The organism is Nitrospira sp. (assembly GCA_030692565.1).
In the GTDB taxonomy this organism is placed as follows: domain Bacteria; phylum Nitrospirota; class Nitrospiria; order Nitrospirales; family Nitrospiraceae; genus Nitrospira_D.
Map to the genome: position 1 here is coordinate 387475 of JAUYAO010000058.1, position 25929 is coordinate 413403.

General features: G+C 59.0%; 34 protein-coding genes and 1 tRNA gene. 29 read left to right on the forward strand and 6 right to left on the reverse strand.

Translation table 11 applies throughout. The features are described 5' to 3' along the window. Window positions 1–58 precede the first annotated feature (58 nt). From nrdR to rplI, 3 genes are read right to left on the reverse strand one after another with little or no spacing between them, the layout of a single operon-like run. Entirely contained in the window at window positions 59–523 is a 465-nt protein-coding gene (gene nrdR / locus Q8N04_18610) for a transcriptional regulator NrdR (protein MDP3092693.1), read from the reverse strand. Between the two features lie 30 nt (window positions 524–553). Next, window positions 554–1816, reverse strand: coding sequence for a serine hydroxymethyltransferase (glyA, locus tag Q8N04_18615; GenBank protein ID MDP3092694.1), 1263 nt, complete (start codon window positions 1814–1816; stop codon window positions 554–556). A gap of 23 nt (window positions 1817–1839) precedes the next feature. Further along, entirely contained in the window at window positions 1840–2310 is a 471-nt protein-coding gene (gene rplI, locus Q8N04_18620; protein MDP3092695.1) for a 50S ribosomal protein L9, read from the reverse strand. A 158-nt stretch (window positions 2311–2468) separates the two neighbouring features. Here rplI and Q8N04_18625 point away from each other — a divergent pair, with 158 nt between their 5' ends. Together Q8N04_18625 and Q8N04_18630 are read left to right on the forward strand one after the other, a co-directional pair. Beyond that, a complete protein-coding gene (locus tag Q8N04_18625) occupies window positions 2469–3929 on the forward strand; it encodes an AAA domain-containing protein (protein MDP3092696.1) in 1461 nt (486 codons plus the stop codon). A 67-nt stretch (window positions 3930–3996) separates the two neighbouring features. Continuing rightward, a tRNA-Leu gene (locus Q8N04_18630) sits at window positions 3997–4082 on the forward strand. A 122-nt stretch (window positions 4083–4204) separates the two neighbouring features. Here the strand turns inward: Q8N04_18630 and Q8N04_18635 are convergent. After that, on the reverse strand, window positions 4205–5128 hold the full coding sequence (locus tag Q8N04_18635; GenBank protein MDP3092697.1) for a MerR family transcriptional regulator: 924 nt from the start codon (window positions 5126–5128) through the stop codon (window positions 4205–4207). A gap of 137 nt (window positions 5129–5265) precedes the next feature. On the opposite strand from Q8N04_18635, the gene Q8N04_18640 reads away from it, so the two are divergent. The 26 genes from Q8N04_18640 to pyrE all read left to right on the forward strand — a co-directional run bounded on the left by Q8N04_18640 (window position 5266) and on the right by pyrE (window position 24194). Next, window positions 5266–5565, forward strand: a complete 300-nt coding sequence (locus Q8N04_18640) for a hypothetical protein (protein MDP3092698.1) — start codon at window positions 5266–5268, stop codon at window positions 5563–5565. Window positions 5566–5619: 54 nt separating this feature from the next. Beyond that, a complete protein-coding gene (locus Q8N04_18645) occupies window positions 5620–6588 on the forward strand; it encodes an SUMF1/EgtB/PvdO family nonheme iron enzyme (protein ID MDP3092699.1) in 969 nt (322 codons plus the stop codon). Between the two features lie 65 nt (window positions 6589–6653). Next, the gene (locus Q8N04_18650; protein MDP3092700.1) at window positions 6654–7709 is read left to right on the forward strand and encodes an SUMF1/EgtB/PvdO family nonheme iron enzyme; all 1056 of its coding nucleotides are present in this window, start codon (window positions 6654–6656) and stop codon (window positions 7707–7709) included. A 51-nt stretch (window positions 7710–7760) separates the two neighbouring features. Further along, window positions 7761–8129: a hypothetical protein gene (locus Q8N04_18655; protein ID MDP3092701.1), complete on the forward strand. Its 369-nt coding sequence runs from the start codon at window positions 7761–7763 to the stop codon at window positions 8127–8129. Beyond that, complete coding sequence (locus Q8N04_18660; protein ID MDP3092702.1) at window positions 8126–8971, forward strand: SUMF1/EgtB/PvdO family nonheme iron enzyme; 846 nt, start codon at window positions 8126–8128, stop codon at window positions 8969–8971. Before Q8N04_18655 ends, Q8N04_18660 begins: the two co-directional genes overlap by 4 nt. Window positions 8972–9193: 222 nt before the next feature. Continuing rightward, window positions 9194–9325: a hypothetical protein gene (locus Q8N04_18665; protein ID MDP3092703.1), complete on the forward strand. Its 132-nt coding sequence runs from the start codon at window positions 9194–9196 to the stop codon at window positions 9323–9325. 42 nt (window positions 9326–9367) lie between these two features. Next, the gene (locus Q8N04_18670; GenBank protein ID MDP3092704.1) at window positions 9368–9694 is read left to right on the forward strand and encodes a hypothetical protein; all 327 of its coding nucleotides are present in this window, start codon (window positions 9368–9370) and stop codon (window positions 9692–9694) included. A gap of 26 nt (window positions 9695–9720) precedes the next feature. Next, complete coding sequence (locus tag Q8N04_18675; protein MDP3092705.1) at window positions 9721–10659, forward strand: TIGR01777 family oxidoreductase; 939 nt, start codon at window positions 9721–9723, stop codon at window positions 10657–10659. 13 nt (window positions 10660–10672) lie between these two features. Continuing rightward, window positions 10673–11137, forward strand: a complete 465-nt coding sequence (locus tag Q8N04_18680) for a DUF4149 domain-containing protein (GenBank protein ID MDP3092706.1) — start codon at window positions 10673–10675, stop codon at window positions 11135–11137. Window positions 11138–11171: 34 nt separating this feature from the next. Beyond that, window positions 11172–11618 carry a PDZ domain-containing protein gene (locus tag Q8N04_18685; protein ID MDP3092707.1) on the forward strand — a complete coding sequence of 149 codons (447 nt, stop codon included), beginning with the start codon at window positions 11172–11174 and terminating at the stop codon, window positions 11616–11618. 9 nt (window positions 11619–11627) lie between these two features. Next, entirely contained in the window at window positions 11628–12161 is a 534-nt protein-coding gene (locus Q8N04_18690) for a hypothetical protein (GenBank protein ID MDP3092708.1), read from the forward strand. A 9-nt stretch (window positions 12162–12170) separates the two neighbouring features. Further along, window positions 12171–12593 (forward strand): hypothetical protein, encoded by a 423-nt coding sequence (locus Q8N04_18695; protein ID MDP3092709.1) that lies wholly within the window; start codon window positions 12171–12173, stop codon window positions 12591–12593. Next, entirely contained in the window at window positions 12593–14038 is a 1446-nt protein-coding gene (locus Q8N04_18700) for a deoxyribodipyrimidine photo-lyase (protein MDP3092710.1), read from the forward strand. The genes Q8N04_18695 and Q8N04_18700 overlap by 1 nt, the downstream gene beginning before the upstream one ends. Beyond that, window positions 14035–14988 (forward strand): DUF523 and DUF1722 domain-containing protein, encoded by a 954-nt coding sequence (locus Q8N04_18705; GenBank protein ID MDP3092711.1) that lies wholly within the window; start codon window positions 14035–14037, stop codon window positions 14986–14988. The genes Q8N04_18700 and Q8N04_18705 overlap by 4 nt, the downstream gene beginning before the upstream one ends. A 12-nt stretch (window positions 14989–15000) precedes the next feature. Continuing rightward, entirely contained in the window at window positions 15001–15372 is a 372-nt protein-coding gene (locus Q8N04_18710; GenBank protein MDP3092712.1) for a hypothetical protein, read from the forward strand. 29 nt (window positions 15373–15401) lie between these two features. Further along, window positions 15402–15911: a CbiX/SirB N-terminal domain-containing protein gene (locus Q8N04_18715; GenBank protein MDP3092713.1), complete on the forward strand. Its 510-nt coding sequence runs from the start codon at window positions 15402–15404 to the stop codon at window positions 15909–15911. A gap of 51 nt (window positions 15912–15962) precedes the next feature. Continuing rightward, window positions 15963–17027 (forward strand): cyclopropane-fatty-acyl-phospholipid synthase family protein, encoded by a 1065-nt coding sequence (locus Q8N04_18720; GenBank protein MDP3092714.1) that lies wholly within the window; start codon window positions 15963–15965, stop codon window positions 17025–17027. After that, window positions 17024–17575 (forward strand): DUF2878 domain-containing protein, encoded by a 552-nt coding sequence (locus Q8N04_18725; GenBank protein ID MDP3092715.1) that lies wholly within the window; start codon window positions 17024–17026, stop codon window positions 17573–17575. The genes Q8N04_18720 and Q8N04_18725 overlap by 4 nt, the downstream gene beginning before the upstream one ends. Then, the gene (locus Q8N04_18730) at window positions 17572–18381 is read left to right on the forward strand and encodes a DUF1295 domain-containing protein (GenBank protein MDP3092716.1); all 810 of its coding nucleotides are present in this window, start codon (window positions 17572–17574) and stop codon (window positions 18379–18381) included. The genes Q8N04_18725 and Q8N04_18730 overlap by 4 nt, the downstream gene beginning before the upstream one ends. After that, window positions 18374–19045, forward strand: a complete 672-nt coding sequence (locus tag Q8N04_18735; protein MDP3092717.1) for a DUF6134 family protein — start codon at window positions 18374–18376, stop codon at window positions 19043–19045. The genes Q8N04_18730 and Q8N04_18735 overlap by 8 nt, the downstream gene beginning before the upstream one ends. A gap of 34 nt (window positions 19046–19079) precedes the next feature. After that, the gene (locus Q8N04_18740; protein ID MDP3092718.1) at window positions 19080–19583 is read left to right on the forward strand and encodes a lipocalin family protein; all 504 of its coding nucleotides are present in this window, start codon (window positions 19080–19082) and stop codon (window positions 19581–19583) included. A 104-nt stretch (window positions 19584–19687) separates the two neighbouring features. Further along, on the forward strand, window positions 19688–20950 hold the full coding sequence (locus tag Q8N04_18745; GenBank protein MDP3092719.1) for an FAD-dependent oxidoreductase: 1263 nt from the start codon (window positions 19688–19690) through the stop codon (window positions 20948–20950). Beyond that, the gene (locus Q8N04_18750; GenBank protein ID MDP3092720.1) at window positions 20947–21738 is read left to right on the forward strand and encodes a DUF1365 domain-containing protein; all 792 of its coding nucleotides are present in this window, start codon (window positions 20947–20949) and stop codon (window positions 21736–21738) included. The genes Q8N04_18745 and Q8N04_18750 overlap by 4 nt, the downstream gene beginning before the upstream one ends. 8 nt (window positions 21739–21746) lie before the next feature. After that, the gene (locus Q8N04_18755; GenBank protein ID MDP3092721.1) at window positions 21747–23039 is read left to right on the forward strand and encodes a cyclopropane-fatty-acyl-phospholipid synthase family protein; all 1293 of its coding nucleotides are present in this window, start codon (window positions 21747–21749) and stop codon (window positions 23037–23039) included. Continuing rightward, window positions 23033–23578 carry a DUF2878 domain-containing protein gene (locus Q8N04_18760; GenBank protein MDP3092722.1) on the forward strand — a complete coding sequence of 182 codons (546 nt, stop codon included), beginning with the start codon at window positions 23033–23035 and terminating at the stop codon, window positions 23576–23578. Before Q8N04_18755 ends, Q8N04_18760 begins: the two co-directional genes overlap by 7 nt. Before the next feature lie 43 nt (window positions 23579–23621). Then, window positions 23622–24194 carry an orotate phosphoribosyltransferase gene (gene pyrE / locus Q8N04_18765; protein MDP3092723.1) on the forward strand — a complete coding sequence of 191 codons (573 nt, stop codon included), beginning with the start codon at window positions 23622–23624 and terminating at the stop codon, window positions 24192–24194. A 13-nt stretch (window positions 24195–24207) separates the two neighbouring features. On the opposite strand, the gene Q8N04_18770 is transcribed toward pyrE, so the two are convergent. Further along, window positions 24208–24543, reverse strand: a complete 336-nt coding sequence (locus Q8N04_18770; protein MDP3092724.1) for a hypothetical protein — start codon at window positions 24541–24543, stop codon at window positions 24208–24210. Between the two features lie 43 nt (window positions 24544–24586). Here Q8N04_18770 and Q8N04_18775 point away from each other — a divergent pair, with 43 nt between their 5' ends. Beyond that, complete coding sequence (locus tag Q8N04_18775; protein MDP3092725.1) at window positions 24587–25012, forward strand: rhodanese-like domain-containing protein; 426 nt, start codon at window positions 24587–24589, stop codon at window positions 25010–25012. On the opposite strand, the gene Q8N04_18780 is transcribed toward Q8N04_18775, so the two are convergent. Continuing rightward, window positions 25009–25908: a phosphodiester glycosidase family protein gene (locus Q8N04_18780; protein ID MDP3092726.1), complete on the reverse strand. Its 900-nt coding sequence runs from the start codon at window positions 25906–25908 to the stop codon at window positions 25009–25011. The genes Q8N04_18775 and Q8N04_18780 overlap by 4 nt on opposite strands. Between the last annotated feature and the right edge of the window lie 21 nt (window positions 25909–25929).

Consider the following 25929-nt stretch of genomic DNA (forward strand, 5'->3'; position numbering starts at 1 on the left):
AAATCGAAGGGAAGAGACGAAGGAGAGGAAGCAGAGCGAGGGGCTGAGGAGCCTGCCGTCACCGCTCTCGACGCTGCTGAGCCAGGGATTTGAGTTCGTCCATGAACTGATCAATGTCCTTGAACTCGCGGTAGACAGACGCGAACCGGACATAGGCAACCTGGTCGAGTTGGTGCAACTCCTTCATGACTTCTTCGCCGACGATCCGACTTTCAATTTCACTTTCGCCCATCTCCTGGATCCGCTTCTCGATGCGATCCGTGACGTCCTCGATCGTGGCCGTGCTGATGGGTCTTTTCTCGCAGGCTTTCTTGAGGCCGGACAAGATTTTCGTGCGGTCGAACGACTCGCGCCGCCCGTCTTTCTTCACGACTACCGGGAGAATTTCTTCAACCCGCTCGTAGGTCGTATAGCGGCGTTTACAGCCGAGACACTCGCGGCGCCGTCGAATGACCTCGCCTTCCTTGGCCATACGCGAGTCCACCACCTTGTCTTCGAGCTCGTCGCAGAACGGACATTTCACTGGTGGCGACCCTGCCCTTATGCCTGTGGGCTAGTAGGAGTGAAAAATAGGGAAGCGGTTGCACAACGCCTTCGCTTGAGCACGGACCTCTTCCAGGACGGTGGCATCGTGGCGGTGCTGTAGGACGCGGTCGATGAGGGCCACGATTTCTTTCATGTCTGCCTCTCGCATGCCGCGCGTGGAGACAATCGGCGTGCCAAGCCGGATGCCACTGGCCACGGACGGGGGCTTTTCGTCATAAGGAACGGCATTTTTATTGACGATGATTCCTGCGGCGTCTAACGCGGCATCGGCCTCTTTCCCAGTAATGCCCTTGTTGGTGAGGTTTACCAGGAACAGATGGGTGTCGGTTCCGCCGGAGACAATCTTGTAGCCGCGATCGACGAGCCCCTGTGCAAGGGCACGGGCGTTCGCGACCACCTGCTGCTGATATTTTTTAAAGGAGGGCGACAAGGCCTCTTTGAAGGCCACGGCTTTGGCCGCGATCACATGCATCAAAGGTCCACCCTGAAGTCCCGGGAAGATAATCTTATCGACGGCCTTGGCGTGCTCGGCTTTGCACATTACGATGCCGGCACGGGGACCACGGAGAGTCTTGTGGGTGGTCGTCGTGACGAAGTCGGCGAAGGGGACCGGGCTGGGATGGAGCCCCGCGGCGATCAGTCCGGCGATATGGGCGATATCCACCATAAGATAGGCACCGACTGATTTGGCGATCTGTTGGAAACGGGGAAAGTCGAGAACGCGCGCATACGCACTCGCACCGACGACGAGCATTCGTGGGCGGCATTCTTCCGCCAGTTTTTGCACGGCATCGTAGTCGATCGTCTCAGTCTGTCGATCCACTCCGTACGCGAAGGCCTTGAAGATCATCCCCGAGAAACTTACTTTACTGCCGTGAGTCAGGTGGCCGCCATGGGCGAGGTCCATTCCGAGAATAGTGTCGCCAGGCTTGAGGACGGAGAGATAAGCCGCCATGTTTGCGGACGAACCGGAGTGTGGCTGAACGTTGACATGGTCTGCACCGAAGAGCTCTTTGGCACGCTGAATCGCCAGTGCTTCGACGGTGTCGACATGCTCGCATCCGCCGTAGTAGCGCTTGCCGGGATAACCCTCAGCGTACTTATTGGTCATCAAGCTACCTTGGGCAGCCAAGACAGCGGGGCTGGCAAAGTTCTCAGACGCGATCAACAAGAGTTTGTCACGTTGACGGGTCTCTTCCGCTTCAATTGCGGCGTAGACATCCAGATCAGTTGATTTGAGAGCGTCTAGTGACCCGATCGCGTCGCGCATCACCCCTCCACGGTGTATCCCCGTTATGCTTCAGCAGCGGCTTCCTGTTCTTGCTTCTTGACCACACGGACGGTCACGGTGGCGGTTACTTCTCGTGGCATCTTGATCGGGACCGTGACGGTACCCAGTTCCTTAATAGGCTGGGCCAGCTGGATCTTGCGCCGATCAATAGTAAACCCTTGTGCCGCCAAGGCTTCGGCTAAGTCTTTGGATGTCACAGACCCGAACATCTTGTCGTCTTTTCCGACCTGTGCCTCAATGGTGAGGGTGACAGCAGAAACATTCTTGGCATGCACTTCAATTTCGAGCTTCTCTTTTTTCGCCTTCTCCGCTGCGACACGCTTCACGTGCTCGAATGCCTTGATACTGCGGCTGTTGGCCAAAACCGCTTTTTTGCGAGGCAACAGGAAGTTTCGGGCAAATCCGTCCCGAACATCGAGCAGATCGCCGAGATGGCCGACCCCATCCATCGTTTCTTGTAAAATGACTTTCATAGCCCTAACTCCTTCTGTTGGAAAGGAAGTGAGGATACGGGGGATCAGGTTGAAAAGTCAATTCTCTAATCCTTTTTCGGGTTGTGTTGGCGGCCTGGACAGGTGCCGAGGGGCCCCTATATCATGGCCCACCGGTCGAAGAGGGTGAGAGGAGCGAGATGCAGTTAACAGCCAGAGCCTGTTTGGAAATGTGCGCCGCAAGCCTGGATCAAGAAGTCCTGCAAGCGAACGACGCCGGACTGGATATTCCTATTGTGGTGACCAGGGGACGGCTGGTTCATACAGTGGGAGGCCTCCACGTGTATGAATTCACCCTCGCGGCCGGATGTCTCCTGCCAATCGATCTTCCCCTGTCCATTGTTCCTGGAGACGAAATTGAAGCCACTGAGGGGGTGGTGCTGAGTTGTCAGGGTAATGTGGTGCTGGTGCAAGCGGTGGATGCCATTGGAACCTCAGTTCCTTCCGCGACGCTCATTCCGGACCGCGCCGGGCATCTTGGTACCATCGCGACGCGGCTGCGAGACATGATCAGCCAGGCGGATGCGTACAATCTCGGCCCGTCGGAGCGCCTGGTGCCGCTCTTGGTGTCGTCAGGTGATCCAAGCCAAGCCGCCCTCGGTTCTTCGGCGATCTTGACCACGGTATGGCTCGAAGATCAGGCCTTGCGTCGTCAGAAGATCGCCACGCTCGTGCTTGAGCTGATTCGCGCGAACAAACGGATTTTACTCATCGGTCCGGATCATCGCTCGTCTGATGAGATGGTCGGGACGATCGCGAAAGCCATGAAAGCCAGCGGATTGACCTACAAGACGTGGATCAGTCGTTACGAGATGAGCATCGTCTCTCAAACGAGCGGAATTTCCATCCATGAACTCGGGTTTGAGGCGCAGATGCATCAGTTTTATGCCAAGTCCAGGGCAGATAAAGCCTCGCTTCGGCGAAAGTATGACCGGTTTCGCGAACTGACTCCCCTGCTGGCCTACAAAGGGCAGAAACAGAAGGATCTGGATGAAGTCCGTTTGCTGGAGTGGCGACTGTTGACCCAGTTGAGCGAGTTTCAGGGGAAGATCAAGGATGTCACGGCAATTCTGACGGAATACGAAAATCTCCCCCTCTGGCGCCGGATCGGCATGCAGACCGTTGGAAAGAACGTCGAATCGCTCCAGCAATATCGGGTGCTCTACGAGCAGCAGATCGGTGAACTGACCAAGGAGCTGGAGATCGCCAAGGTCCGTATCGACGAATTGGTTCCTGAAGCGGCCGTTCCGAAAGATTTGCGACCGGAATTTGATGACCTCAAAGAGGCCATCACGAAATTGGGCGGGACGAAGAAAATTCGCGAACTATTGGCGGCAGAAGAAAATACCAACCGACAAGCCTTTATCCAGAATCGTCGCCTGGTGATCTCCACGCCGGCGCGGATTGCCAGTGATCCGCTGTTTGCGCGCGTGCGGTTCGATGTGCTCATCGTCGAGGACGCGCCGCAAATCGATTCCACGATGTTGCTGGCGGCGGCGGGGTTGGTGCGTGAGCGCATTGTGCTAAGTGGGGATCCTCGCGATCTTGCCGCAGGAGAAGGCTGGGCAATCCCCGGGATCGAATCCCCGGCGGTCGTTTAAGGCTGCGCACATAGTTGCTTGACGCCGGTAGCGTGAATTCAGGATAATCCCCCCCTCGACCCTTCTTGCCGAAGTGGTGGAATGGCAGACACACTGGTTTCAGGTACCAGCGACCGCAAGGTCATGCGGGTTCAACTCCCGCCTTCGGCACCACTCCTCGTTGGTTGAGAGTTCTAGCCATCCACATCATTTCTTTTTCCCGCGCGCGTAGTGTTTTTCGTCGTCCACGCTATTTGTGGGATGAAGAGCACGCACGATGTATCTAAGGGAATTCGCTAGTTGGAGCGGTCGGCGAGCATACGATTTGAGACGAGCCTCATCAGGCGGCTGTGTAGCGCGGTGAGATCGTCGAGCAATTCAATTTCGGTTTTGCGAAGGAGATGCTCGATGGCGCGGGCCCCCTGGCCTCCGACGGCCACCGGCCAGCGGCTGGCGAGCCGCTCAAGATCTTTGAGTTGCTGCATTGCCGCGCCGTTAGATCGTGCCTCGGTAAGGGAGAGAAGCACGAGATCGGGTGTGATCCGCTCACAGAAATCTATGAGTTCAGAAGTAGGGAGATTGGGACCGAGGTAATAAACGTGGCAGCCTCTGGTCGCTGCGATATAGGCCACGGCTTGGGCGCCGATCTCATGTGTTTCGCCTTCAGGGCAGGCGATGAGGATGCGCGGGCCGAATTCGTTCACGGGCAGTTGATTCATGACCGAAAATAATTTCTGCTGAACCAGTTTCGTCACATAATGTTCGACGGCGATATTGACGTGACCTGCGTGCCACAGTTCGCCGATGCGTTGCTGGAGCGGGAGTAGAATGCGCTGAAGCGCTTCTTCAAATGGAATGACCGCCACCGCCCCGTTGAGTTTGCGCTCAAATGCCGCCTTATCGAGCGGGTCAAGCGATCCAATCAAATCATCCAACAGTCGGTCGTGAGGTTTCTGCTCCTCGGGAGAAATCGGTTTCGCGAGACGCATGCGTGCGACAAGCGCATCGTGTCCCTCCGTTGCCAGTCCGCCGATCGTTGCGCCCTGCTCCATCTGAGCCTTCACAAAGCGGAGTAGCGCCACCTCCTCGTCGCTGTATTCCCGATAGCGATTGGAGCTCCGTGAAGGTTTGACAAGCCCGTAGCGCCTCTCCCAGACGCGAATGACATCCTTCGAGAGGCCTGTCAGTTTCGCAACCCTATGAATTCTATGGACATTCATTTTTATGGAGGAATTGTACTATATCGTCCAATGTTTGTCAAATATTTAACGTTAAAACACTTGACACATTGGACAATATGGTTTATACATTAGACATAGTTGATACAAACATTGAACAGCAACCTACGGAGATGACCATGGCAACAGCGACAGTAGCGGGAGTTAGAGCGGATCGGCTGGAAACGCGAGAAGTGTTCTCTGCGGCCAAGTATGGATCAACGTGCAGCAGATGTGGCGGGCTCATGGTGAGTGACTTCTGCATGGATCTATTGAACAGCACCGGTGAACTGGAGTTTGCCGCGAAGCGTTGCGTGCAATGCGGCGAAGTTGTCGATCCGGTCATTGAGCGCAATCGTCACCTTCGGCAGGACGCCATGACGGTTCGATGTGTCGCGAGGCCGGTTGCAAACCACTACGAGACGAAAGGTCAATACTAGCTGGTTGTGCGAACCAGGGGCGTTGCTGGTGTTTCCAAACCAAGGAGGTTTCTCATGCGGAGTCAAACGGTTCTTCAGGTCGGATTGGGAGTGGCATTAGTGGCGGGGACCATATCCATGGCGGCGGCGGAATCGCCTACCGGCGACAAGGATATGGTGTCGATCCCGAGAGGCGAGTTCACCATGGGGAGTCATGAACATTCCGATGAAGCGGCGCATCAAGTCGTCCTCGATGCCTACCTCATCGACAAGTACGAAGCATCGAATGCGCGGTACAAGGATTTTATGAAAGGGACCGGCCATCCAGCACCGGCTTACTGGGACGATCCCCGGCTCAGCAAAGCTAATCAGCCGGTCGTCGGCGTAAGCTGGACCGACGCGGAGGCGTTCTGCAAGTGGGACGGGAAGCGTCTGCCGACCGAAGCCGAATGGGAGCGGGCTGCCAAGGGGCCGACAGGCGATAACCATTATCCCTGGGGCCACAAGCTCGATCCGAAGAAAGCCAACTATGGACAGAATGTGGGTCGCACGATGCCGGTCGATTCCTACCCGGAAGGCGTGAGCGGATTCGGGGTCTACAACATGGCCGGCAATGTATTCGAGTGGGTGAATGACTGGTATGACCCGAAGTCCTATAAGGACAGCCAGGCACTGAATCCCAAAGGGCCGGACAAAGGCTACAACTTCGCTAACCAGGGTGCGGTCAGAGTGCTGCGCGGCGGTTCCTGGCTTGCTCCCGAAACGTCTCTGCATACGAGCCACCGATTCTGGAATCAACCGGAGAACAATTCCTATGGCGTGGGGCTTGGATTTCGTTGCGCCAAGTCGGCTCAGACGGTTTCCGACGAAGCCGTGCAGGCCGGTCGCGATGCTTTCATTCAAGCGTTAGTCGCGATGGGCGCGGAGAAGAATGCCGATGCGATGGCCTCCATCGAGAAGGCGCTGGCTTCAGAACCGGGCAACAAGGAGTACCTGGCTAGCCGTGATCTGATCAAGAAGAGCATGGGCATGAAGAAGAAGTAACCACATCGACTGATAGGGGGGCGGCGTTGCCGCCCCCCTGGCACCGAGCGTCACGCGGGAGGTTAATGATGAATCTTTCCAGCACCATGACGGTAGCACTGTTTCTCACGGGGGCGTTGATGCCCATCGGCGGAAGTGCGGCGGGAGAGTCGTTGATTCCCCAGGATATGGTGTACGTCGCGCACGGGCCATCTGTCATGGGCATTGATAAAGAAGTGCCTGCGTCCAAGAAGTCCACTGCCTATGAGCGACGAATGAACCGGCCCTGGTCCGCCGATGCTTTGAACGATGAGGGGCCGGCCCACATGGTGTTCCTGGATTCGTATCTGATCGACAAGTATGAGGTGTCCAATAAGCAGTTTGGCGACTTCATGCGGGCGAAAGGCCATCCGGCACCGGCCTACTGGGACGATCCCCGCTTAAACAAACCCGAGCAGCCGGTCGCAGGAGTGAATTGGGAGGATGCCAAGGCGTTCTGTGAATATCGTGGAAAACGTCTTCCGACCGAGGCGGAATGGGAAAAAGCCGCTCGCGGACCCAAAGCCAATCTGTATCCCTGGGGGAATGAATTCGATCCGGCGAAAGCGAACTACGGCAAGAATCACGATGCCACGATGCCGGTGGATTCCTATCCGGAGAGCGTGAGCTACTACGGTGTGTACAATATGGCCGGGAATGTTTTTGAGTGGGTCGCCGACTGGTATGACCCCCGCTATTACGGCCGGCTCGAAACAATGGTGAATCCGACCGGTCCGGCCAAACCTATCTGGATGGGCGGGACAGGCACGTATGTGGATCGGTTGACGGTCGGAGAGAAGCGAGTCATTCGCGGTGGATCGTGGATCGCACCGGAGGGCACGGTCAAGGCCACCCACCGGTTCTGGAATCACCCGCTCAATAACAGCTATGGCGTGGGCCTGGGGTTCCGCTGTGCCAAGACCGCCCCGCCGGAAATCGAGCAGCAGATCAGGGACGCGTACATCACCGCACTTGTCGAGATGGGGCGCGAGCGGTTTTCGGACGCTCAGCAGGCCGTGGCGCGCGGCTTGGCGATTGATCCGAAGAATGTCGAATTGTTGGAACTCAGCCCGTTGATCGAGTACTCGATGAAGAAGTCCTAAATGAATCGGCACCGTCCGTCGTGGCGGTGGGATCGAGACGGAGGCGTAGACATGACGCGGTACACAAGCATTGTCCTCGGAATTTCATTCGGCGCGTTACTGGGAGCGGCAACGGTCCAGGCCGGCCCTCTTGATCCGGCCCGCCATTCGCACCCGGACAGCGCCAAGGCGGTTCATGAAGCGGAACACGACGTGGATCACGCGTGGGAAATTTACCATCGCGCAGCCCTCGGGGGCACGGTGGCGTCGCCCGCACTGCAGGCTGAAATTGAGGAGCATTTGCACGAGGCCAGGACCCTCGTCACTCAGGCGCAGGAAGCGGCTGAGCGGGGGGATAAGCGTCAGGTGGATCGCCTGGTCGGCCAAGTCAAAATCCATACGACCCACGCCATTGAGGGGAGCAAGGAGCAGAAGAAATGACACCAGTTCTAGGCAGAAGAGGAGCAAGCCGGAGAGTCCTGGTGGGAATCATTGCCGTCGCTTGGGCGGTTATGCAATCGCCCGCTATGGCAGCGGCCCCGGCATCCAAGGAGCTTGACTCGGTTCCCATGGTGACGATTCCAGCCGGAGAATTCTTGATGGGCAATCCGGAAGGAAAAGGTCGAGCGGATGAGTGGCCGCAGCGATCTGTCTATCTCGATGCGTTCGCCATCGATCAAGTGGAAGTGACGAATGAACGGTACCTGGCTTTCGTCGCGACCACGGGCCATCGCAATCCTCCGAATCCGTACGGCACCGGTACGCTCCAGTCTGCGAAGGGGATCGAGCAACTTCCCGTCGTGCAGACGACCTGGTACGACGCCAAGGCCTACTGCAGTTGGGCCAAGAAACGCCTGCCGACCGAAGCGGAATGGGAAAAGGCCGCGCGTGGCACCGACGGCCGTCTCTTTCCCTGGGGTAATGAGCCGGCGACCATCAAACGTGCCAACTTTGATCGTGAATGGGAAGAGGAGAAGACCTTGCACCCGGTGGGGTCAATGCCCGACGGCGACTCGCCCTACGGAGTGAAGGATATGGCCGGCAATGCCCGGGAATGGGTGTCCGACTGGTATGACGCGGACTATTACAAACATGCGCCGGATCGGAATCCGCAAGGTCCTGACAAGAAGGGCGTGGTGCGCTCGATTCGCGGCGGCTCGTGGCACAGCCCGCTCGCCGACATCACGGCCTCAGCCAGAGGTCGCGGCGGATTTGCGCTGCAAACCCACGGCACAGGCTTCCGCTGTGCCCGCGGGCTCGAGGGTGAAGGCCAACAGAAATAGAAGGGTGAGGTGTTGCGTGAGCGAGCGAATCGATCAGCGGAGCGATGGAGAAATTCTGAGAGTGGTGTCTCTGTCTTCTCAGAGCGGCGCCGCGACTCCGCACGGCGTCTCTCGCTGAGGTCGACAGGTCCCTCAATCCGGAGGGGCCTGTCCCCTCGGTCGGCAGAAGGGCCGGATTCACGACAATGGCGCGGTCCTGTCGCAAGCCATGAGGAGCACAACATGATGATGACGATGATGATGGTGTGGGGCATGACGGTGGGTGTGTTGACGCATGTGGGACAAGTGGCCCAGTGGCGACCGATGGTTGTGGTTCGGCGGCAGACCGAAACGAGACGGCCTTTCGGGCACTGAGCAACAGATGGGTGGCACCTTGTATTGGAATCGAGGGGTCCCATGGAATTCGATGGGAGACCAAACCAGCATCCAGTCTCTCTACACTCCGTCGATGACTACTGTGCGCGTTGCGGGGGGTTGATGGTTGTGGAGCACTACATCGACTTGCAGGACGACACGGGGCAGATCGGCTTGACCGCGTGGCGCTGCATGAGTTGCGGAGAAGTCATCGACCCCGTCATTCTTCAGAATCGTGAGAGCCCGGCGCCGAATCTTTTGTATGGCACGAAGCAGCGGAAGTACGCGCAGACAGTCGATCAGGGGGAATCTGATGGCTCCGGCAACCGGGAAGGCGATGACAGCGGGGGAGCATTCCGGCACAATTGATCCGCTGAGTTGTCAGGCGTGTTCCTGTGAATAAGGAGAAGGCGGCCATGAACGTGGTGGTGACAGGCGGCACGGGATTTATCGGTCGGCCCTTGTGTCTGGCACTTTGCCGGGACGGTCATGCCGTCACGCTGCTGACACGCAGGCCGCCAGAAGCCCATCAGGTATTCGGTAGTGCAGTAACCGTTGTGGGGTGGAATAGTCGGGAGGGGGGAGCCTGGGAGAAGACCCTTGAGGCGGCCGATGCCGTGATCAACCTGGCCGGCGCCCCGATTGCCGATGCCCGCTGGACCACTGCGCGGAAGCGCCTGCTCACCGACAGCCGGGTGTCGACGACGCGCCTGTTGGTCGAAGCCCTGTCCCGCCGGCCCTTCAAACCCCGCACCCTAATCAGCGCGTCAGGCATCGGCTGCTACGGTGCGAGCGACAATCGCATTTTGGAAGAGGGGGCCGCGCGCGGTCAGGGATTTCTGGCCGACCTCTGCCTTGAGTGGGAAGCGGCGGCGTTGGCGGCGGCATCGTTCGGGACTCGCGTGGGGATCGTGCGGACCGGAATGGTGCTCGAACAAGACGGCGGTGCGTTGCCCAAGATGGTGCTGCCTTTCCGGCTGTTCGCGGGCGGTCCGATCCTGCCGGGTACGCAGTGGGTGTCGTGGATTCATCGGCGCGATCACATAGGATTGATTCAGTGGGTGCTTGCGACGTCGAGCGTTTCCGGTCCCGTCAATGCCGTCGCTCCCGGCGCTGTGACGATGGAGACGTTCTGTGATGCGCTCGGACAGGTGCTTCATCGTCCATCCTGGCTGCCGGTGCCGGGGTTCGCGCTCAAAGCGGCTCTGGGGGAATTGGGGACATTGATGACGACCGGACAGCGGGTCAGCCCCGCCAAAGCGCTCGCGGGCGGCTATACGTTTCAGTATCCAACATTGGATCCGGCGTTGCGCGCGATTCTCACGAAGGCATGAAGGAGGACGGATCATGGATACCCTCATCCAGTTTGTCCATGCGTTAGCGGTGGCTATTCTGGTCGGCAAAGTGGTGCTCTTGTCCTTCGTGGCGGCGCCTATCCTGGCCAAGAATCTCGACCGGGAACCGTTCGGGAAAGTCGTGCGGCAGTTGTTTCCGGCCTATTACGGGTTGGGGATGGGGACCGCGGTTGTCGGGTTCATCGCGGTGAACGGACTGGTGGCGATGCACTCGAGCAGTGCAAGGTTGCTTATCGCCGGTGGGCTCTGGATCCTGGTGCTGGTGACCGAAGCCTATTGCCGCTCGACGTTGACGCCTCAGAGTAATGCCATACGGGATCGGCTGAAGGAGCAGGAGTCGCAAGGAGCGATCGATCCGGTCCTCCAGGCCTCCTGGCAGCGGGTGCATCAACGGTCTGTCTATTTGAATTCCAGCGTGCTCCTTGCGAGCTGTGCCTTGATCGAGCTGATTCGTTAGTGATGATCAAATTAGAAGGAGGGACAACATGAACATGAGAACAGCATATCTGGCCGGATGTGTGATGTTGGGGCTGTTGTGCAGCATGGAGGTGCGCGCGGCGGAAAGCTCGGCGACGCCCTCCCCGTACGCCCATGGAGACGAAGCAGCGCTGCCGAACGGTGTCATCGGGGTCTCGTTGCAGGTCGGGGCTGAGCGGATCGGCGATCCGGCGGTGCTCTATGTCGGTATGGTGCATCCGGAAGGCCCGGCCCACCAGGCGGGTTTGGCGCACGGAGACGAGATTGTGGCGGTGGATGGAACGGCCACGGCGGGCAAAAGCTATGAGCAGGTGGTGAAGATGATACGCGGCACAGTCGGGACCGTGGTCAAGCTGGGCGTGAAGGGCGAGGGAGGCATGCGGGAACTGTCGATTACCCGCGTCGCCGGTGACAAACTTCCGAAGGGCCCGTCCGGATCGCACGGCGGTCCATCGAAATAGGAGTCGATCATGGTCTGTCGCAGGACGTGCATGGCCCTGTTTGCGTTGCTGTTGTTCCTGGGTCACGGGCCGGTGTCGGCCGAATCCGGAAGAGGGAGTGCTGTTACGATGCAGCCTACTCTCACAAAGGTGAATCTCTTTTTGTCAGCCGGCGATTATCGTCGTGCGCTCGAAGCCTGCCAGCGAGCTATCGATGACAATCCGTCGGCAGCCCATTACATCCACCTGACCTATGTGTATCAGGCGATCGATGCCTATTTGGAACATCTGTCGCAGGAAGAGCGATGGATGGCGGTCGAGCATCTCTACCTGAACCTGGCCTATCGCGACACCGAGGACCTGGTCGATCCTCCGGGAGGACTGGCCCGCATGGCCAAGGAAATGATCCAGGCCAGCGTGCGGCAACAGTCCGACGTGAGTGCGTCGATGGCCAATCGTCTGGATAAGGCCGAGTCGGACCGTCTCTGGGTGGAACAGACGCAGTGGCGGGCCGCGAATCCGAAAACCTGGTGGCAGGGAATGCCCGCCGCCTGGATGCGATAGGAGGGAAGGATGCGCGCACAGCCGGCGGGAGTGGATATCAAAGTATGGGGCGGGTTGTTCCTGATCGTCGGCACGATGGATCTGATTGTCATTGTGCTATTCCCCGCCTATGCGCTCAAGCTGTTCGGGGCCAGTGTGTCGGGGCCGGCCTCGTTTCTGATCAAGCTCCACTCCCCTGCCGTGCATCTGTTGATCGGGTACGGGTTTCTCTGGCTGCGCCCGTGGGCCTGGGGATTGGGTTTGGCGTATGCCGGGTTTGGCATCGTCAGCGAGGTGATGAACCAGCTCGCGTTCGGATTCCATGTCGTGCGTTCCGGGTTCATCGCAACGACCCTTCTGTTTGCCTTCTATCTCATCTGGCGGCGTTCTGTCTTTGTCGATGAGCCGATATCCGACAACAAACCGAAACGGGCCTCACAGGAGCTGCTCTGATGCGCGGCATCGTCTGGCTCAGGCGGGATCTCCGACTGCATGATCAACCGGCGCTGACGGCGGCCTGCCAGGAGTGCGATGAGGTCCTGCCGCTCTTTGTGTTTGATGAGCCGCTGCTCCGGTCCCGTGAGTTCGGTTCCGCCTGCGTCAACTTCATGCTGGGTTGCCTCCAGGAACTGTCGGCATCACTGGCCGGCCGGGGACTCGCGCTGCAGTGGCGATTGGGCGAGCCAGTGGAAGCAGTCCTGCAGTCCGCGCGCGAATGGAAGGCCGACGTCGTCTATTGGAATCGCGACTATGAGCCTGTGGCGATCGAACGTGACCGCCGGGTGCAGCTGGCGCTTGCCGAGCTGGGCATCCGCACCAGGACCTTCAAAGACCATGTGGTCTTTGAGGCGGAGGAGATTCGGGGCGCCACAGGAGACCCGTTGCAACGGTATAGTGCCTATCGTGCTCGCTGGTGGGCCAAGTGGCAGGCTTCGAAACCGGCACCTCTGGCGAGCCCCAGGTCCAAGGTATCGACCGCGGTTTCATCGCCATCCGCCACGCGTCCCCTTCCGTCTCCGGTAGAACTGGGGTACGACCGGGTCGTCCCATGGATCATTCCGGGCGAGCGGCAGGCGCGGTTACGGCTGCAGGAGTTTCTCGGGGAATCGGTCCACACGTATGGTGACGGGAGAAACCGGCCAGGTATGGACGGAAGCTCGCGTCTCTCTCCGCATTTCCGTTTCGGCACATTGTCGGTCCGCACCGCCGTTCATGAGGCCCTGGCTGCTCTCGCGAAAGGCGGACGCGTGTCGAGGGCGGACGTACTCATTTGGATCGACGAACTGGTCTGGAGAGAATTCTTTCAGCAGGTGCTCTCGGCTTTTCCGCGGGTGGCGAAGGGTCCGTTCCGTGACGTAGCCGTTCCCCCGGTCCGCGCACCGGGGCTCGAACGGGACCGGTTGTTTCAGGCCTGGTGTCAGGGGAAGACCGGGTTTCCGATCGTGGATGCGGGCATGCGGCAGTTGCATCAGACGGGCTGGATGCACAATCGGGTGCGGATGATCGTGGCCTCGTTCCTCATCAAAGATCTGCGCCTCGACTGGCAAAGCGGCGAGCGGTATTTCATGCAACAGCTGCTGGACGCCGATGTGGCGGCGAACAATGGAAACTGGCAGTGGTGCGCGGCAACCGGGACGGACGCAATGCGCGGGTATCGCATTTTCAATCCGGCGCTGCAAAGCAAGAAGTTCGATCCGGACGGCCACTACATCCGTGCGTACGTCCCGGAGCTGGCGCACGTGACGGGCAAGTGGATTCATGAGCCGCATCTGATGACGCCCGATGAGCAGGTTCGGGCGGGGTGCCGGATCGGCGTCGAGTATCCCTCGCCTCTTGTGGATCATGCGCAGGCCCGCCGGGAGTATTTGGATCTCGGCAAACACACGGTGACGACATGACGACCGGACCGCTCCGTCTCGGGATCAGCCGCTGTCTCCTCGGAGACGAAGTCCGGTTCGACGGAGGGCATAAGCGCGACAATTTTCTGACCGATGTGCTCGGCCCCTACGTGGAGTGGGTCCCGGTCTGTCCGGAAGTCGAGGCGGGACTGGGGACTCCTCGCGAGGCGATGCGGCTGGTGGGCGATCCGGCGCATCCCCGCCTTCTGACCATCAAGAGTGGCCGAGACCATACGCGGGCGCTGGAAAAGATGACCACGGGCCGCCTCGCGGAACTCGGAAATCTTGATTTATCCGGCTACGTCTTCAAGAGAGGTTCGCCGAGCTGCGGGGTCGAGCGGGTGCGAGTCTATACGGAACAGGCGATGCCGAGCCACAACGGCGTCGGGATATTTGCACGGGCTTTCATCGAGCACTTCCCGCTGATTCCGGTCGAGGAGGAAGGGCGGCTCTGTGATGCGCCGTTGAGAGAGAATTTTATCGAACGAGTGTTTTGCTATCGCCGCTATCAGGATCTGCTTCAGAACGGAGTCACGAGACAGGCGGTGGTGCGATTTCACACGATCCACAAGTATCTCCTGCTGGCCCATAGCGCACAGCACTATCAATTCCTCGGCCGCCTGGTCGGCCAGGCGGAGGATCATCGGCCCAAAGAGCTGGCCCTCAAGTATGGGGAGCTGTTCATGAAGGCGTTAGCCGTGAAGGCGACGGTTCGCAAACATGTCAATGTGCTGCAGCACATTCTGGGCTACTTCAAGACGCAATTGGGGGCCTCGCAAAAAGCAGAGCTGTTGGGGGTGATCCGTGACTACCATCAGGGTCTGACGCCACTGATCGTGCCGCTCACGCTGATCAAGCACTACGTGCATCTCTTCGACGTCGGCTATATCCGAGATCAGGTCTATCTCAATCCGCATCCGAAAGAACTCATGTTGCGTAATCATGTGTAGAGAGGAGCCATCATGCCGCATGTCGTCATAGAAGAAGCCGGAGATCTACAGGGGCTTTATCAGGCCTTCGTTCCGATGATGCATCGGGCGGGAACCGACATCCTGAAAGTGCAGGAGTTCTATGTGGGCCGGAGCGGGAAGGAAGCCTTGCTGGAGTCGGTGGCGATTGAACAGGGCGTCGCGCGCAGTTTCTTTGTCCAGCTCAAGCGGCACGAGCGCTCCATTACCGTCCGTCTCTTGCCGGCCACCGACCCTGAAAAGACTCCGGCGGTGAAGCAGGTGATGGCATTAATTGCCGGATTCATTCGGACCGTGTACCCGGCGAGTCACTATGGGAAGACCAATCTTCAGGAGTACTTGAGTGTGACGACAGGCTCGAACTGAGCAATAGAATCAACCGGAGGAGTGATGACATGACGGTCGCAAGACGCGGTGTAATTTTAGTGGGTCACGGTGGCATCCCCAAAGGATGCCCGCAGGAATTGGTCACGAAACTAAAGCGGCTGGAGGGTCAGCGGCGCGCGGCGAAGCTGCCGCCGTCGGCGGAAGAGATCGAGTTGGATACCAGGATTCGTCAGATGCCGAGGACGCCGGAGACGGATCCGTATCAATCAGGACTTGAAGCGGTCGCCGCTCAGTTGCGGGCTAACTTAGGGGATGTCTTGTTCGCCCTGGCGTACAACGAGTTTTGTGCACCGACGTTGGAAGCGTCGGTGGAGGAACTTGTCAAGAAGGGCGCGACCCACATTACCGTCACCACCACGATGTTTACGCCGGGCGGGTCGCATTCGGAAGTGGAGATTCCGGAAATTCTCGATCATCTGCGGCCGCAATATACCGGCGTCGAACTGCGATATGCCTGGCCGTTCGATCTACAGCTCGTCGCGAGCACGTTGGCGGAGCAGGTGAAGCGGTTTTCATGACGATGGCTAAGGCGGCATCCGGATGCTCGCCTCTGCTTGGAGACTAAGCCTATGCAATATCTCACTCGTCTTGCCTTGAACCTGGCCGAACAGGGGCTGTTACCAGACGTAACGATCCGATGGGGGATTCGGCAGTTGCTCAAACAGCGCCTCCAGGAGATCCGGTCAGGTGACGCTGCTGCAGCAGCACGGCAGGAAATGCGATTTATAGAGGAGATACGCCGTTCGCCCATCGCCGTGGTACCGGAGAAAGCCAATGATCAGCACTACGAGGTTCCGGCCGAGTTCTTCCGGCAGGTCCTCGGGCCTCACCTGAAATACAGCAGCGCCTTCTGGCCCGCCAACGCGACGACCCTAGCCCAAGCAGAAGCCGCCGGTTTGCGTGAGTCCTGCTTGCATGCGGGCCTGATGAAGGGGCAGACGATTCTGGAGCTCGGATGCGGCTGGGGCTCCCTCACGTTGTGGATGGCTGAGCACTACCCTCAGAGCCGTATCACGGCGGTCTCCAATTCCTGCTCGCAGCGGGCTTACATCGAGGCCCGGGCCAGAGAACGCGGCCTACAGAACCGGGTCCGCGTGGTGACCTGCGACATGAACACGTTCGAGATCGATCCAGGGCAATTCGATCGAGTCGTGTCGGTGGAAATGTTCGAACATATGCGTAACTGGCCCGACCTCTTTGCGCGCGTCCGCCGATGGCTGAGACCGGGCGGCCAGTTCTTCATGCACGTGTTCGTGCATCGCGCGACTTCGTACCTGTTCGAAGACCGGGGGCCCGCCGACTGGATGAGTCGTCAGTTTTTCACGGGCGGGATGATGCCCAGCGATAGCCTGCCGCTGGCCTGTCAGGACCAACTCGCCTGTGTGGCCCGCTGGCGGTGGGACGGCACGCACTATGAGAAGACGTCCAACGCCTGGCTGACCAATATGGATGCCGCCCGCGAGACACTCTGGCCCGTGATCGAGCGTGTCTACGGCAAGACCCAGGCGCGAGCCTGGTGGGGACGGTGGCGTATCTTCTTTATGGCCTGTGCCGAGCTGTTCGGCTATGAAGAGGGCCGGCAATGGGGGGTCAGTCACTATCTCTTCGAAAAACCGGCGGCGAGTGCTTCATGAAGATGAGCACCACAATGATCGTGAGCAACTTTGTGCTCTTTCAAATCGGCTGGTTTGCGTGTGTGTGGAGCGCCGCGGCGCACCAGCCCTGGATCGGCGTGCTCGTGACGACGGGGGTGGTGGTCGTGCATGTGCTCCGTGCTCCCCTGCCAATGGCGGAGCTCACACTGGTATTCCTGGCACTCGCCTTGGGACTTGTCTTCGATAGTCTGTTGGTATGGCAGGGCTGGCTGCAGTACTCCTCGGGGATCGTGCTCCCGAACGTTGCCCCGTATTGGATCGTGGCGTTGTGGGGGCTCTTCGCAACCCTCTTGAATGTTTCGTTGCGTTGGATGAGGGGGCGCTGGGTCATCGCGGTTGTGTTTGGAGCTGCCGGGGGTCCTGCCGCCTACTATGGCGGCCTCCGCCTGGGCGCGCTGGAATTCGGCAATATGCCCGCGGGTCTGTTGGCTCTGGCCATCGGCTGGGCGGTGCTGACGCCGCTGCTGCTGGCGTTGTCAGCTCGCTTTGATGGCTATGCCGGCCTGCTGGAGAAGAAGACGTCATGAGTCTATCGCTCTATTTCTTAGGACTGGTTTCAACGATGGGTCTGGCGACGCTGACATGGGTGGTCAGCGTCCTTAAACGCGATGTGAGCATCGTGGACGGCGTGTGGGCCTTGATGCTCCTCGCCGCCGTGACGGTGTACGCCACCGGTGCGGAGCCCTATACGGGACGGACGACGCTCATCCTGACGCTGGTTGTGCTGTGGGCCGTGCGTCTGTCAGGTCATATCATCCATCGCAACTGGGGTGAGCCCGAGGACCGGCGTTATCGAGACATCCGCCAGAAATATGAACCGAATTTCGCCCTGAAGAGTCTTGGACTCATCTTCTGGTTTCAGGCAGGACTGGCATGGGTCATTTCCATACCCCTGTGGCCAGCTCTTACCGTATCGGTCGATGGAGGGGCATGGGATGTACTGGCGGTGACAGTATGGACCGTCGGCATGATCTTCGAAGGTGTGGGAGATTGGCAGCTGTCACGGTTCAAGGCCGATCCGGCGAACCACGGCAAGGTGATGGACTGCGGACTCTGGCGCTACACCCGTCATCCCAACTACTTCGGCGAGTGCCTGATCTGGTGGGGCTTCTTCCTCTTTGCGCTGCCGGCCGGGGCCTGGTGGACGGTCGCGGGGCCCCTGCTCCTCACCTACATGCTCTTGAAATTCTCGGGCGTAACTTTGGTGGAGCAGACCATCGTCGAGCGGCGACCGGCGTATCGAGAGTACATCGCAAGGACCAATGCCTTCATTCCCGGTCCGCCGAAACAGGGCGTGCAGGCCTCCATTCCAGGAGACAGAGGTCATGCTTAGCGTGTGTTCCATGACCAGCGGGTTTCGTATCGCGGTGGCTCTTCTCGGGTTCCTGACGTGCCTTGGAAGCGCCTCCCAACAGGCGTGGAGTGCCAGCTCGCAGACCTATGACTTCAAGGTCTTCCTCGGCAAGGATGAAATCGGACGCCAGCGTTTTGATGTCTCTTCGGAAGGCGACCGGACCCAGGTCCGGGTAGATGCGCAGTTCAAGGTCAAGTTCCTGTACATCACGGTCTATACCTATCGGCATACCAACGTCGAAACATGGGAGGGAACGTGCCTGCGCGAGATTCACGCGGAGACTGATGATAACGGCGATTCTTTCTTTGTGAACGGAATCTTTCGGAACGGACAGTTACAGGTGCTGACACAGGCCGGGAACTGGATCGGCGAGGGATGTATCAAGACCTTTGCCTACTGGAACCCTGAGTGGATCAAGGGTGAGCGATTGCTAAATTCGCAGACCGGCGAACATCAGCCGGTGTCTATTCTCGCGGTGGGTGAAGAGACGATTCCCGTGCAGGGAGTCCCGACGCGAGCGATCCACCGCCGGATCGTGACGGATAAGTTTGCGGTCGATCTCTGGTACACCTTGAACGGCAGATGGGTCGCACTCCAATCCACCACGAAGAAGGGCGATACCCTTCGCTATACGCTCCAGTGAGGTACACATGTCATCTATGAGGCCATCATTCTTCATGCCCGTTGTGCTGCTCGTACTCGCAGCCTGCAGCAGCCCCCCACCCATTCACACTGCGACGGCCGTGGACTTGGAGCGGTTCATGGGGGACTGGTATGTCATCGCCAATATTCCAACTTTTATTGAGACGACCGCCTACAACGCCATGGAGTCCTATCGCCTAGCCGGGGATGGCACCGTGGCCACGACCTTCAGTTTCCGCGAGGGCGGATTTGAGGGCGCGCGCAAGACCTATCATCCGACCGGCTATGTCCTTGATCGGAAATCGAACGCAATCTGGGGAATGCAGTTCATCTGGCCCATCCAAGCCGACTATCGCATCATCTTTGTAGACGATTCGTACAGTCAGACGGTCATTGGAAGAGCTGCGCGTGATTATGTCTGGTTGATGGCGCGAACCGCTCAGATTTCTGATCCAGACTATCAGCGGTTTCTCACGCTCATCGCCCAGGAAGGCTACGATGTTTCCAAGGTCCGTAGGGTCCCGCATAGGTGGAACTAGCGTAGGCCAGGAAGTAATGGAATCATACCGGGCGTCGATGTTGTGGCGGCTTATTTTCCGATCTGGCCTGGTCCGGACCTGATCAACGAGGCGCTGAAGATCGTATGAAGATCGCGATTGTCGGTACAGGCATCTCCGGAATGGTCGCGGCCTACCTGCTTCACCGGGATCATGAGCTCACCGTCTTCGAGGCCGCTGGGTACATCGGAGGCCACACCAATACCATTGACGTAGCGAGGGATGGGCGGACCTTCGCAGTCGATACGGGATTTATCGTCTTCAACGACTGGACGTATCCCAACTTCATCGCGCTGCTGGACAAGCTCGGGGTGGAATCGCAAGCGAGCGATATGAGTTTCAGCGTGAAGTGCGAGCGCACCGGATTGGAGTACAACGGGACGTCTCTCAATACCCTCTTCGCCCAGCGACGCAATCTACTGCGCCCTTCGTTTTATCGCATGATCCGCGATATCCTCCGATTCAATCGTGAGTCGCTGACCCTGCTTGAAGAGCCGGAGCCGGGGCCCTCGCTCGGTTCGTACCTCACCGCGAAGAGCTACTCCAGGGAGTTTATCGAGCAGTACATTGTTCCGATGGGAGCGGCGATCTGGTCGGCGGATCATGCGACGATGCAGGAGTTCCCGGCGCGCTATCTGGTGCAGTTCTTCAAGAACCACGGCATGCTCTCTGTCGATCAACGCCCGACCTGGCGCGTGGTCAGGGGCGGGTCTCGGCGCTATCTGGACAAGTTGGTGGCGCCGTTTCGGGATCGGATTCAGTTGAATGCGCCGGTTGAGTCCATCACCCGTCAGCCGGACTCCGTGGAGATCGGGGTGACCGTTCACGGGCGGCAAACTCCATCGAGGCGATTCGACCACGTCATTCTTGCCACTCATAGCGACCAGGCGCTCGCGATGCTGGCCGATCCCTCGCCCGCGGAGAGAGAGATTCTCGGCGCAATACCCTATCAAGATAATGAGGCGGTCCTCCATACCGATGCGTCGCTCCTTCCCGGTCGCAAACTGGCCTGGGCCGCGTGGAACTATCATCTGCTCAGGAATCAGCCGGATCGCGCGGTGGTGACCTATCATATGAACCGCCTGCAGGGCCTGACGGCATCCCATGAGTTCTGCGTCACGTTGAATCATACGCAGGCGATCGATCCTCAGAAGATCATTCGGCGAATCACCTATCACCATCCCGTCTATTCCCCTGCCGCCGTTGCGGCGCAGAAACGGCACGGGGACATCAGCGGCGTGAACCGGACATCCTATTGCGGGGCCTATTGGGGGTTCGGGTTCCACGAGGACGGTGTGAAGAGCGCCCTGGCGGTTTGCAAGCCGTTCGGTAAGGATCTGTCGTCATGAACAGTTGTATCTACTCAGGACATGTCCGGCATCGCCGCTTCAGGCCGGTGTCCCATGCGTTTACCTACCGGCTGTTCATGATGTTTCTGGATCTGGAAGAACTCCCGACTGTCTTCACCGACCGCTGGCTCTGGTCTGTTGGGCGAGGGAATCTCGCTTCGTTTCAGCGGACCGATCATGTCGGCGATTCTGCGATTCCGCTGGATCAATCGATCCGCCAACTGGTCGAGGCTCGTACTGGCCGGCGGCCGACCGGTCCCATCAGGCTGCTCACCCATTGCCGCTATTTCGGCTACGTCTTCAATCCGGTGAGTTTCTTCTTTTGTTACGACGGGTCCGGGGAACACGTCGAGGCGATTGTGGCGGAGATTACGAATACCCCGTGGGGCGAACGTCACTGTTATGTGCTCGGCGAAAGGGACAATCTTGCGGCCGGTTCACGCAAGCGGTTTCATCTCAATAAAGAGTTTCATATCTCTCCCTTCATCGGCATGGACGTGGCCTATGACTGGCGGTTCACGGCGCCGACGAGACAACTGGCGATTCATATGGAGAATTTGCGCGATGGGCATCCCTTCTTTGACGCGACGATGGTGTTGCAGAGGAAGGAGCTGTCCGGGAGCGCGTTGGCGCAGGTGCTGGTGCAGTACCCACTGATGACGGCCAAGGTTATCGGTGCGATTCATTGGCAGGCCTTGAAGCTCTGGTTGAAGGGGGTGCCATTTCTTTCACATCCGAAGAAACGGAAGGAGGCGTCGCCTGTGGCGACGAGTCATCTACACTCATGAATGAAACCATGATTCCCTCAGATGTGATGGTCGAACAGGTCTCGGGTCCAGTCTCCCCGCCTTCACGTGTGCTGGCGCAATTGTACCGGCTTGCCCGACGAGCGGTCTTTGCCCGGCTGGGATCTCTCCGTCATGGTTCAGTCAGCGTGGTCGACGGCCACGAGCGGCATACCTTTGGTCGGGCGACCCCGGTCTGCCCGCTCCAGGCGACGATCACGATCCGTGATCCCCATACCTATGCCGATGTCGCACTGGGCGGGACGATCGGGGTCGCCGATGCCTATCGGCGTGGATTCTGGAGCTGTGACGATCTCACGACATTGGTTCGTATCTTCGTCCTCAATCGCGAGTTGCTGGACGGTGTGGAAGGCGGCCTCGCGACGCTGACTCGCCCTGTACTCACGGCCATGCACTGGCTCAATCGCAATACGAAGACGGGCAGCCGGAAGAACATCGCCGCCCATTACGACCTGGGCAATGAATTTTTCCGCCTCGTACTCGATGAGACGATGATGTATTCCTGCGCGTACTTCGAACGTCCGGATGCCACGCTGGCGGAAGCGTCGCGCGCCAAGAGCGACCGGATTTGCCGGAAGTTGCAGCTGTCCGCGAGCGATCATGTGCTGGAGATCGGCACCGGCTGGGGTGGGTTCGCCATTCATGCGGCCTCGCAGTACGGATGTCGTGTGACGACAACAACGATCTCTCGACAGCAGTTCGATCTGGCGGTGCAGCGTGTGGATGCCGCGGGCCTGCGGGATCGGGTGACGGTCATTCAGGCCGACTATCGCGACCTCCCTCAGTTGAACGTGCGCTTTGACAAACTGGTCTCCATCGAGATGATCGAGGCGGTCGGCCATCACTATTTCGATGCCTACTTTAACGTCTGCAATCGGATGTTGAAATCAGGCGGACTGATGCTTCTGCAGGGCATCACGATCGACGAGCAGCTCTACGAGCGGGCCAAACGGTCCGTCGACTTTATCAAGCATTTCATGTTTCCCGGCAGTTGTATTCCTTCGGTCAGTGCGCTGATCTCTGCATCGGCGAGGAGCGGAGGGCTCAACCTCGTGCAGTTGGAAGACATCGGGGCGCACTACGTTCCGACGCTTCAAGCGTGGCGCAAGAATGCGGCTCAGGCGCTTACGGCCATCACGGCACTCGGGTATCCGCCGGACTTTGTGCGGCTGTGGGAGTTCTATCTCAGCTATTGCGAAGGAGGGTTTGCAGAACGCTCGATCAGCAATGTTCATCTGCTCCTGGCCAAAGCAGGCTGGCGCGGCGTCCCTCTCGTATGCTGAGCAAGGTGGCCAACGGTGCGGCCTTTCAACTCGCCTGGTGGGCCGCGGTGCTAGGGGCCGCTTCTTCGAAGGGATGGATCGGGCCGGCGGTGGCCGCCTGCATCCTGTCGCTCCACGTACGTATGGCGGCAGATCGGTTGGCGACGATGAAGGTCATCGGTCTCGTGGGAGGGGTGGGGTATCTTGCGGACAGCGCCTTGGGGCTGGCCGGAGTATTGGAGTTCCACGGTGATGATGTCGGGGGGCGGCTCCTCGCGCCCTTGTGGCTGCTGGGCCTATGGCTGGTCTTTGCCACCACGCTGGGATCCTCATGGAGCTGGCTCTCGTCGCGCCCGCGGCTCGCAGCCGTCCTAGGCGCGGTCTTCGGACCGGTCAGCTACTACGCCGGGGTCACGCTTGGAGCGCTTGACCTAGGGGCCTCTCACCTGCGGTCTCTGTTTGTGGTCGCCATTGTTTGGAGCCTGCTTCTGCCGCTCTCGTTTCGTGTGGACCGTTACTGTGCTTCAGCGGGTGCTGCCTTCCGTCGGTCAACCGTGTAGAATAACGCTCCAGTGTTTATTCACGTTGGCCAAGGGAGGTTCCGTGCGCGAGCGATTGGCAACAGCGTTTCACGAGACCCACTCTTTTAAGTGGGATCCCCAGGGCGGGTTCAAGCTGGCATCGGGGCTCACGAGTCCCTTCTATGTGGATTGTCGTGCGCTGATGGCACACCCGGGCGCGCGGCGGTTGGTCGGGCAACTGGCCTATGACGCACTCCGGGACATTCAGCTGGATTGTCTGGGCGGGTTGGAGATCGGGGCAATCTCCATTGCCACGACAATCTCCGACTATGCCTATGTTGCACAGCCATCCCGCGATTGGCGGACTTTCGTGGTTCGCAAACAGGCCAAGGACCACGGGCTGGGGAAGCTGATCGAAGGGGCCTACAAGCCCGGCGAGCGAGCGCTCATCGTGGATGATGTGCTGACCAGCGGCGGATCGTTGCTGAAGGCGGTCGCGGCGGCACGAGGTGCCGGATTGACCGTCACCCATGCACTGGTCATTGTCGATCGGCAGGAGCAGGACGGACGTAAGAAAGTGGAAGCGGAAGGAGTCACGCTGGTGAGTCTTCTGACGATCGACGATCTGACCAGGGCCAACGGTGCTCAGCGCTGAGGTTGACGCCGTCCTACTTGCACTGAAAGTGAATCCCCCAGCGGCGTTCTTGAACGATTTCTTGTGCCCCTTCGACGGGGCCCGCTACCCGGACTCGGCCTTTGGTTTCTCCCTCCCGGATGATCGAGTAGGCCCCGCCGCATTTCTCCTTCATGATGGCCAATGCATCTGTTCTGAACGAGGCCAACATGGCGCCCTGCTCGCCTTTGAACGGATAGACGACGACCCCGCCGCGATCGGACTCTTGCAGCAAGGTGGTGCTCTCACCGCAGCCGGTCAGTAAGAGGGATAGGAGGAGCAACAGGGCGCTTGACCCATTTTGTAACTTCTTTTTGTGATCAGCCAGCATGATGTTCGACTCAAAAACGTATTGCGAACCATGAGGAGGTCTTATGCAACGGTGGAAATGGGGACTCCTGGGTGCTCTTCTGTTGAGTAGCCTCGCTGTCACCAGCCAGGTGTGGTCATACCATTCCTACCTGCTGACCGTCCAGCAGCTGCAGGCGGGGTTGGCCAAAGCATCGACTCCCGACAAGAAGGGATTTGTGTTGGTTGATGTCAGAAGTCCGGAAGAGCACCGGACCGGCATGATACCCGGTACGGACCTGAACATTGATTTCCGAGAGATGAAAACCAGGCATCGTGAGCTCGGGGCTCAGTTAGACGAGCACATTGTCGTGTATTGCCAGTCGGGCCACCGCAGCAACATTGCCGCCGAGACGTTGGCCGACCTCGGCTACCGCCATGTCTACAATGTGTCGGGAAGCATGAATGCCTGGACGGAAGCGGGATTCCCCGTCGCGCGTCCGGGACGCTAGGGTTGCGGTGAGGGTTTGACGGGGCCTGTGCTGCTCTCGCGAAGACTGAGGCCGATGATCGCCGGCAGCGGAATATGTGCGGTTGACCGGCCGGTGAACAAGTCCTTCCAAGTGGCCCTGGCGTCTGAGGGTTCCCGGTCTTTCCAGAGGGACTCTGAGACGACGAGATCAGACGAAGATCCCCCGTCCATGGCCATGGCGAGTGTGATTGATGGGAATGTATCCCGCAGGCATTGGCCGAGCCCATGTAAGGTGACCAGACCGAGACTTTTCAGAATGAGAATGTGGCCGTCTTTTTCTTCGGCCACCACGGTTTGGTACGCCCGCTTCCCGGTCTGCCGCACGCGTATGGTTCCCTTGCGATCAAGCAGCATCAGCGACTGGGCGGCTTCCAGATAGGCGGGCGTCTCTTCATGAAAGACATCGTTGGCCAGATCCAGTACGCCTGCTTTGGGTGTTGAGAGCGGAGGTTGGGGTTCTGCGACGAACAGTCCTTGCCATATGCTGTGGCGTCGACTGCCAAGTGACTTCCCGCCTTTAAAGAGCAGGCCGAGGTACGCGAAGTTCTCTCTGAACAGCCCCGCGTTGAACACAATCTCATGACGGGTTCGTTTCTGCCATTCGTCAATACTAGGGGGATGCAGCAGACCTTCCTGAGCAAAGTGGTGTACTGAAAAGCGATGGAGGGCTGGATTGACCTTGATGACCAACAATCGGTCCATGTCGGGACATCGCGCATCCGGTTGCCAGATCGAGGCGGTCAGGCCTGGGCGGAGGGGCTCCCATAGCGGTTCTTGCGCGAGCGCCGGTGTTGTTGACCAGAGCAGGAGTGAAATAAAGAACGTGCGTGGGATGCGGCAGGAACGGTGCGGGGTTTGCGTCGTCTGAAGGTCCATGAGGCCTATCCATGGTAACGC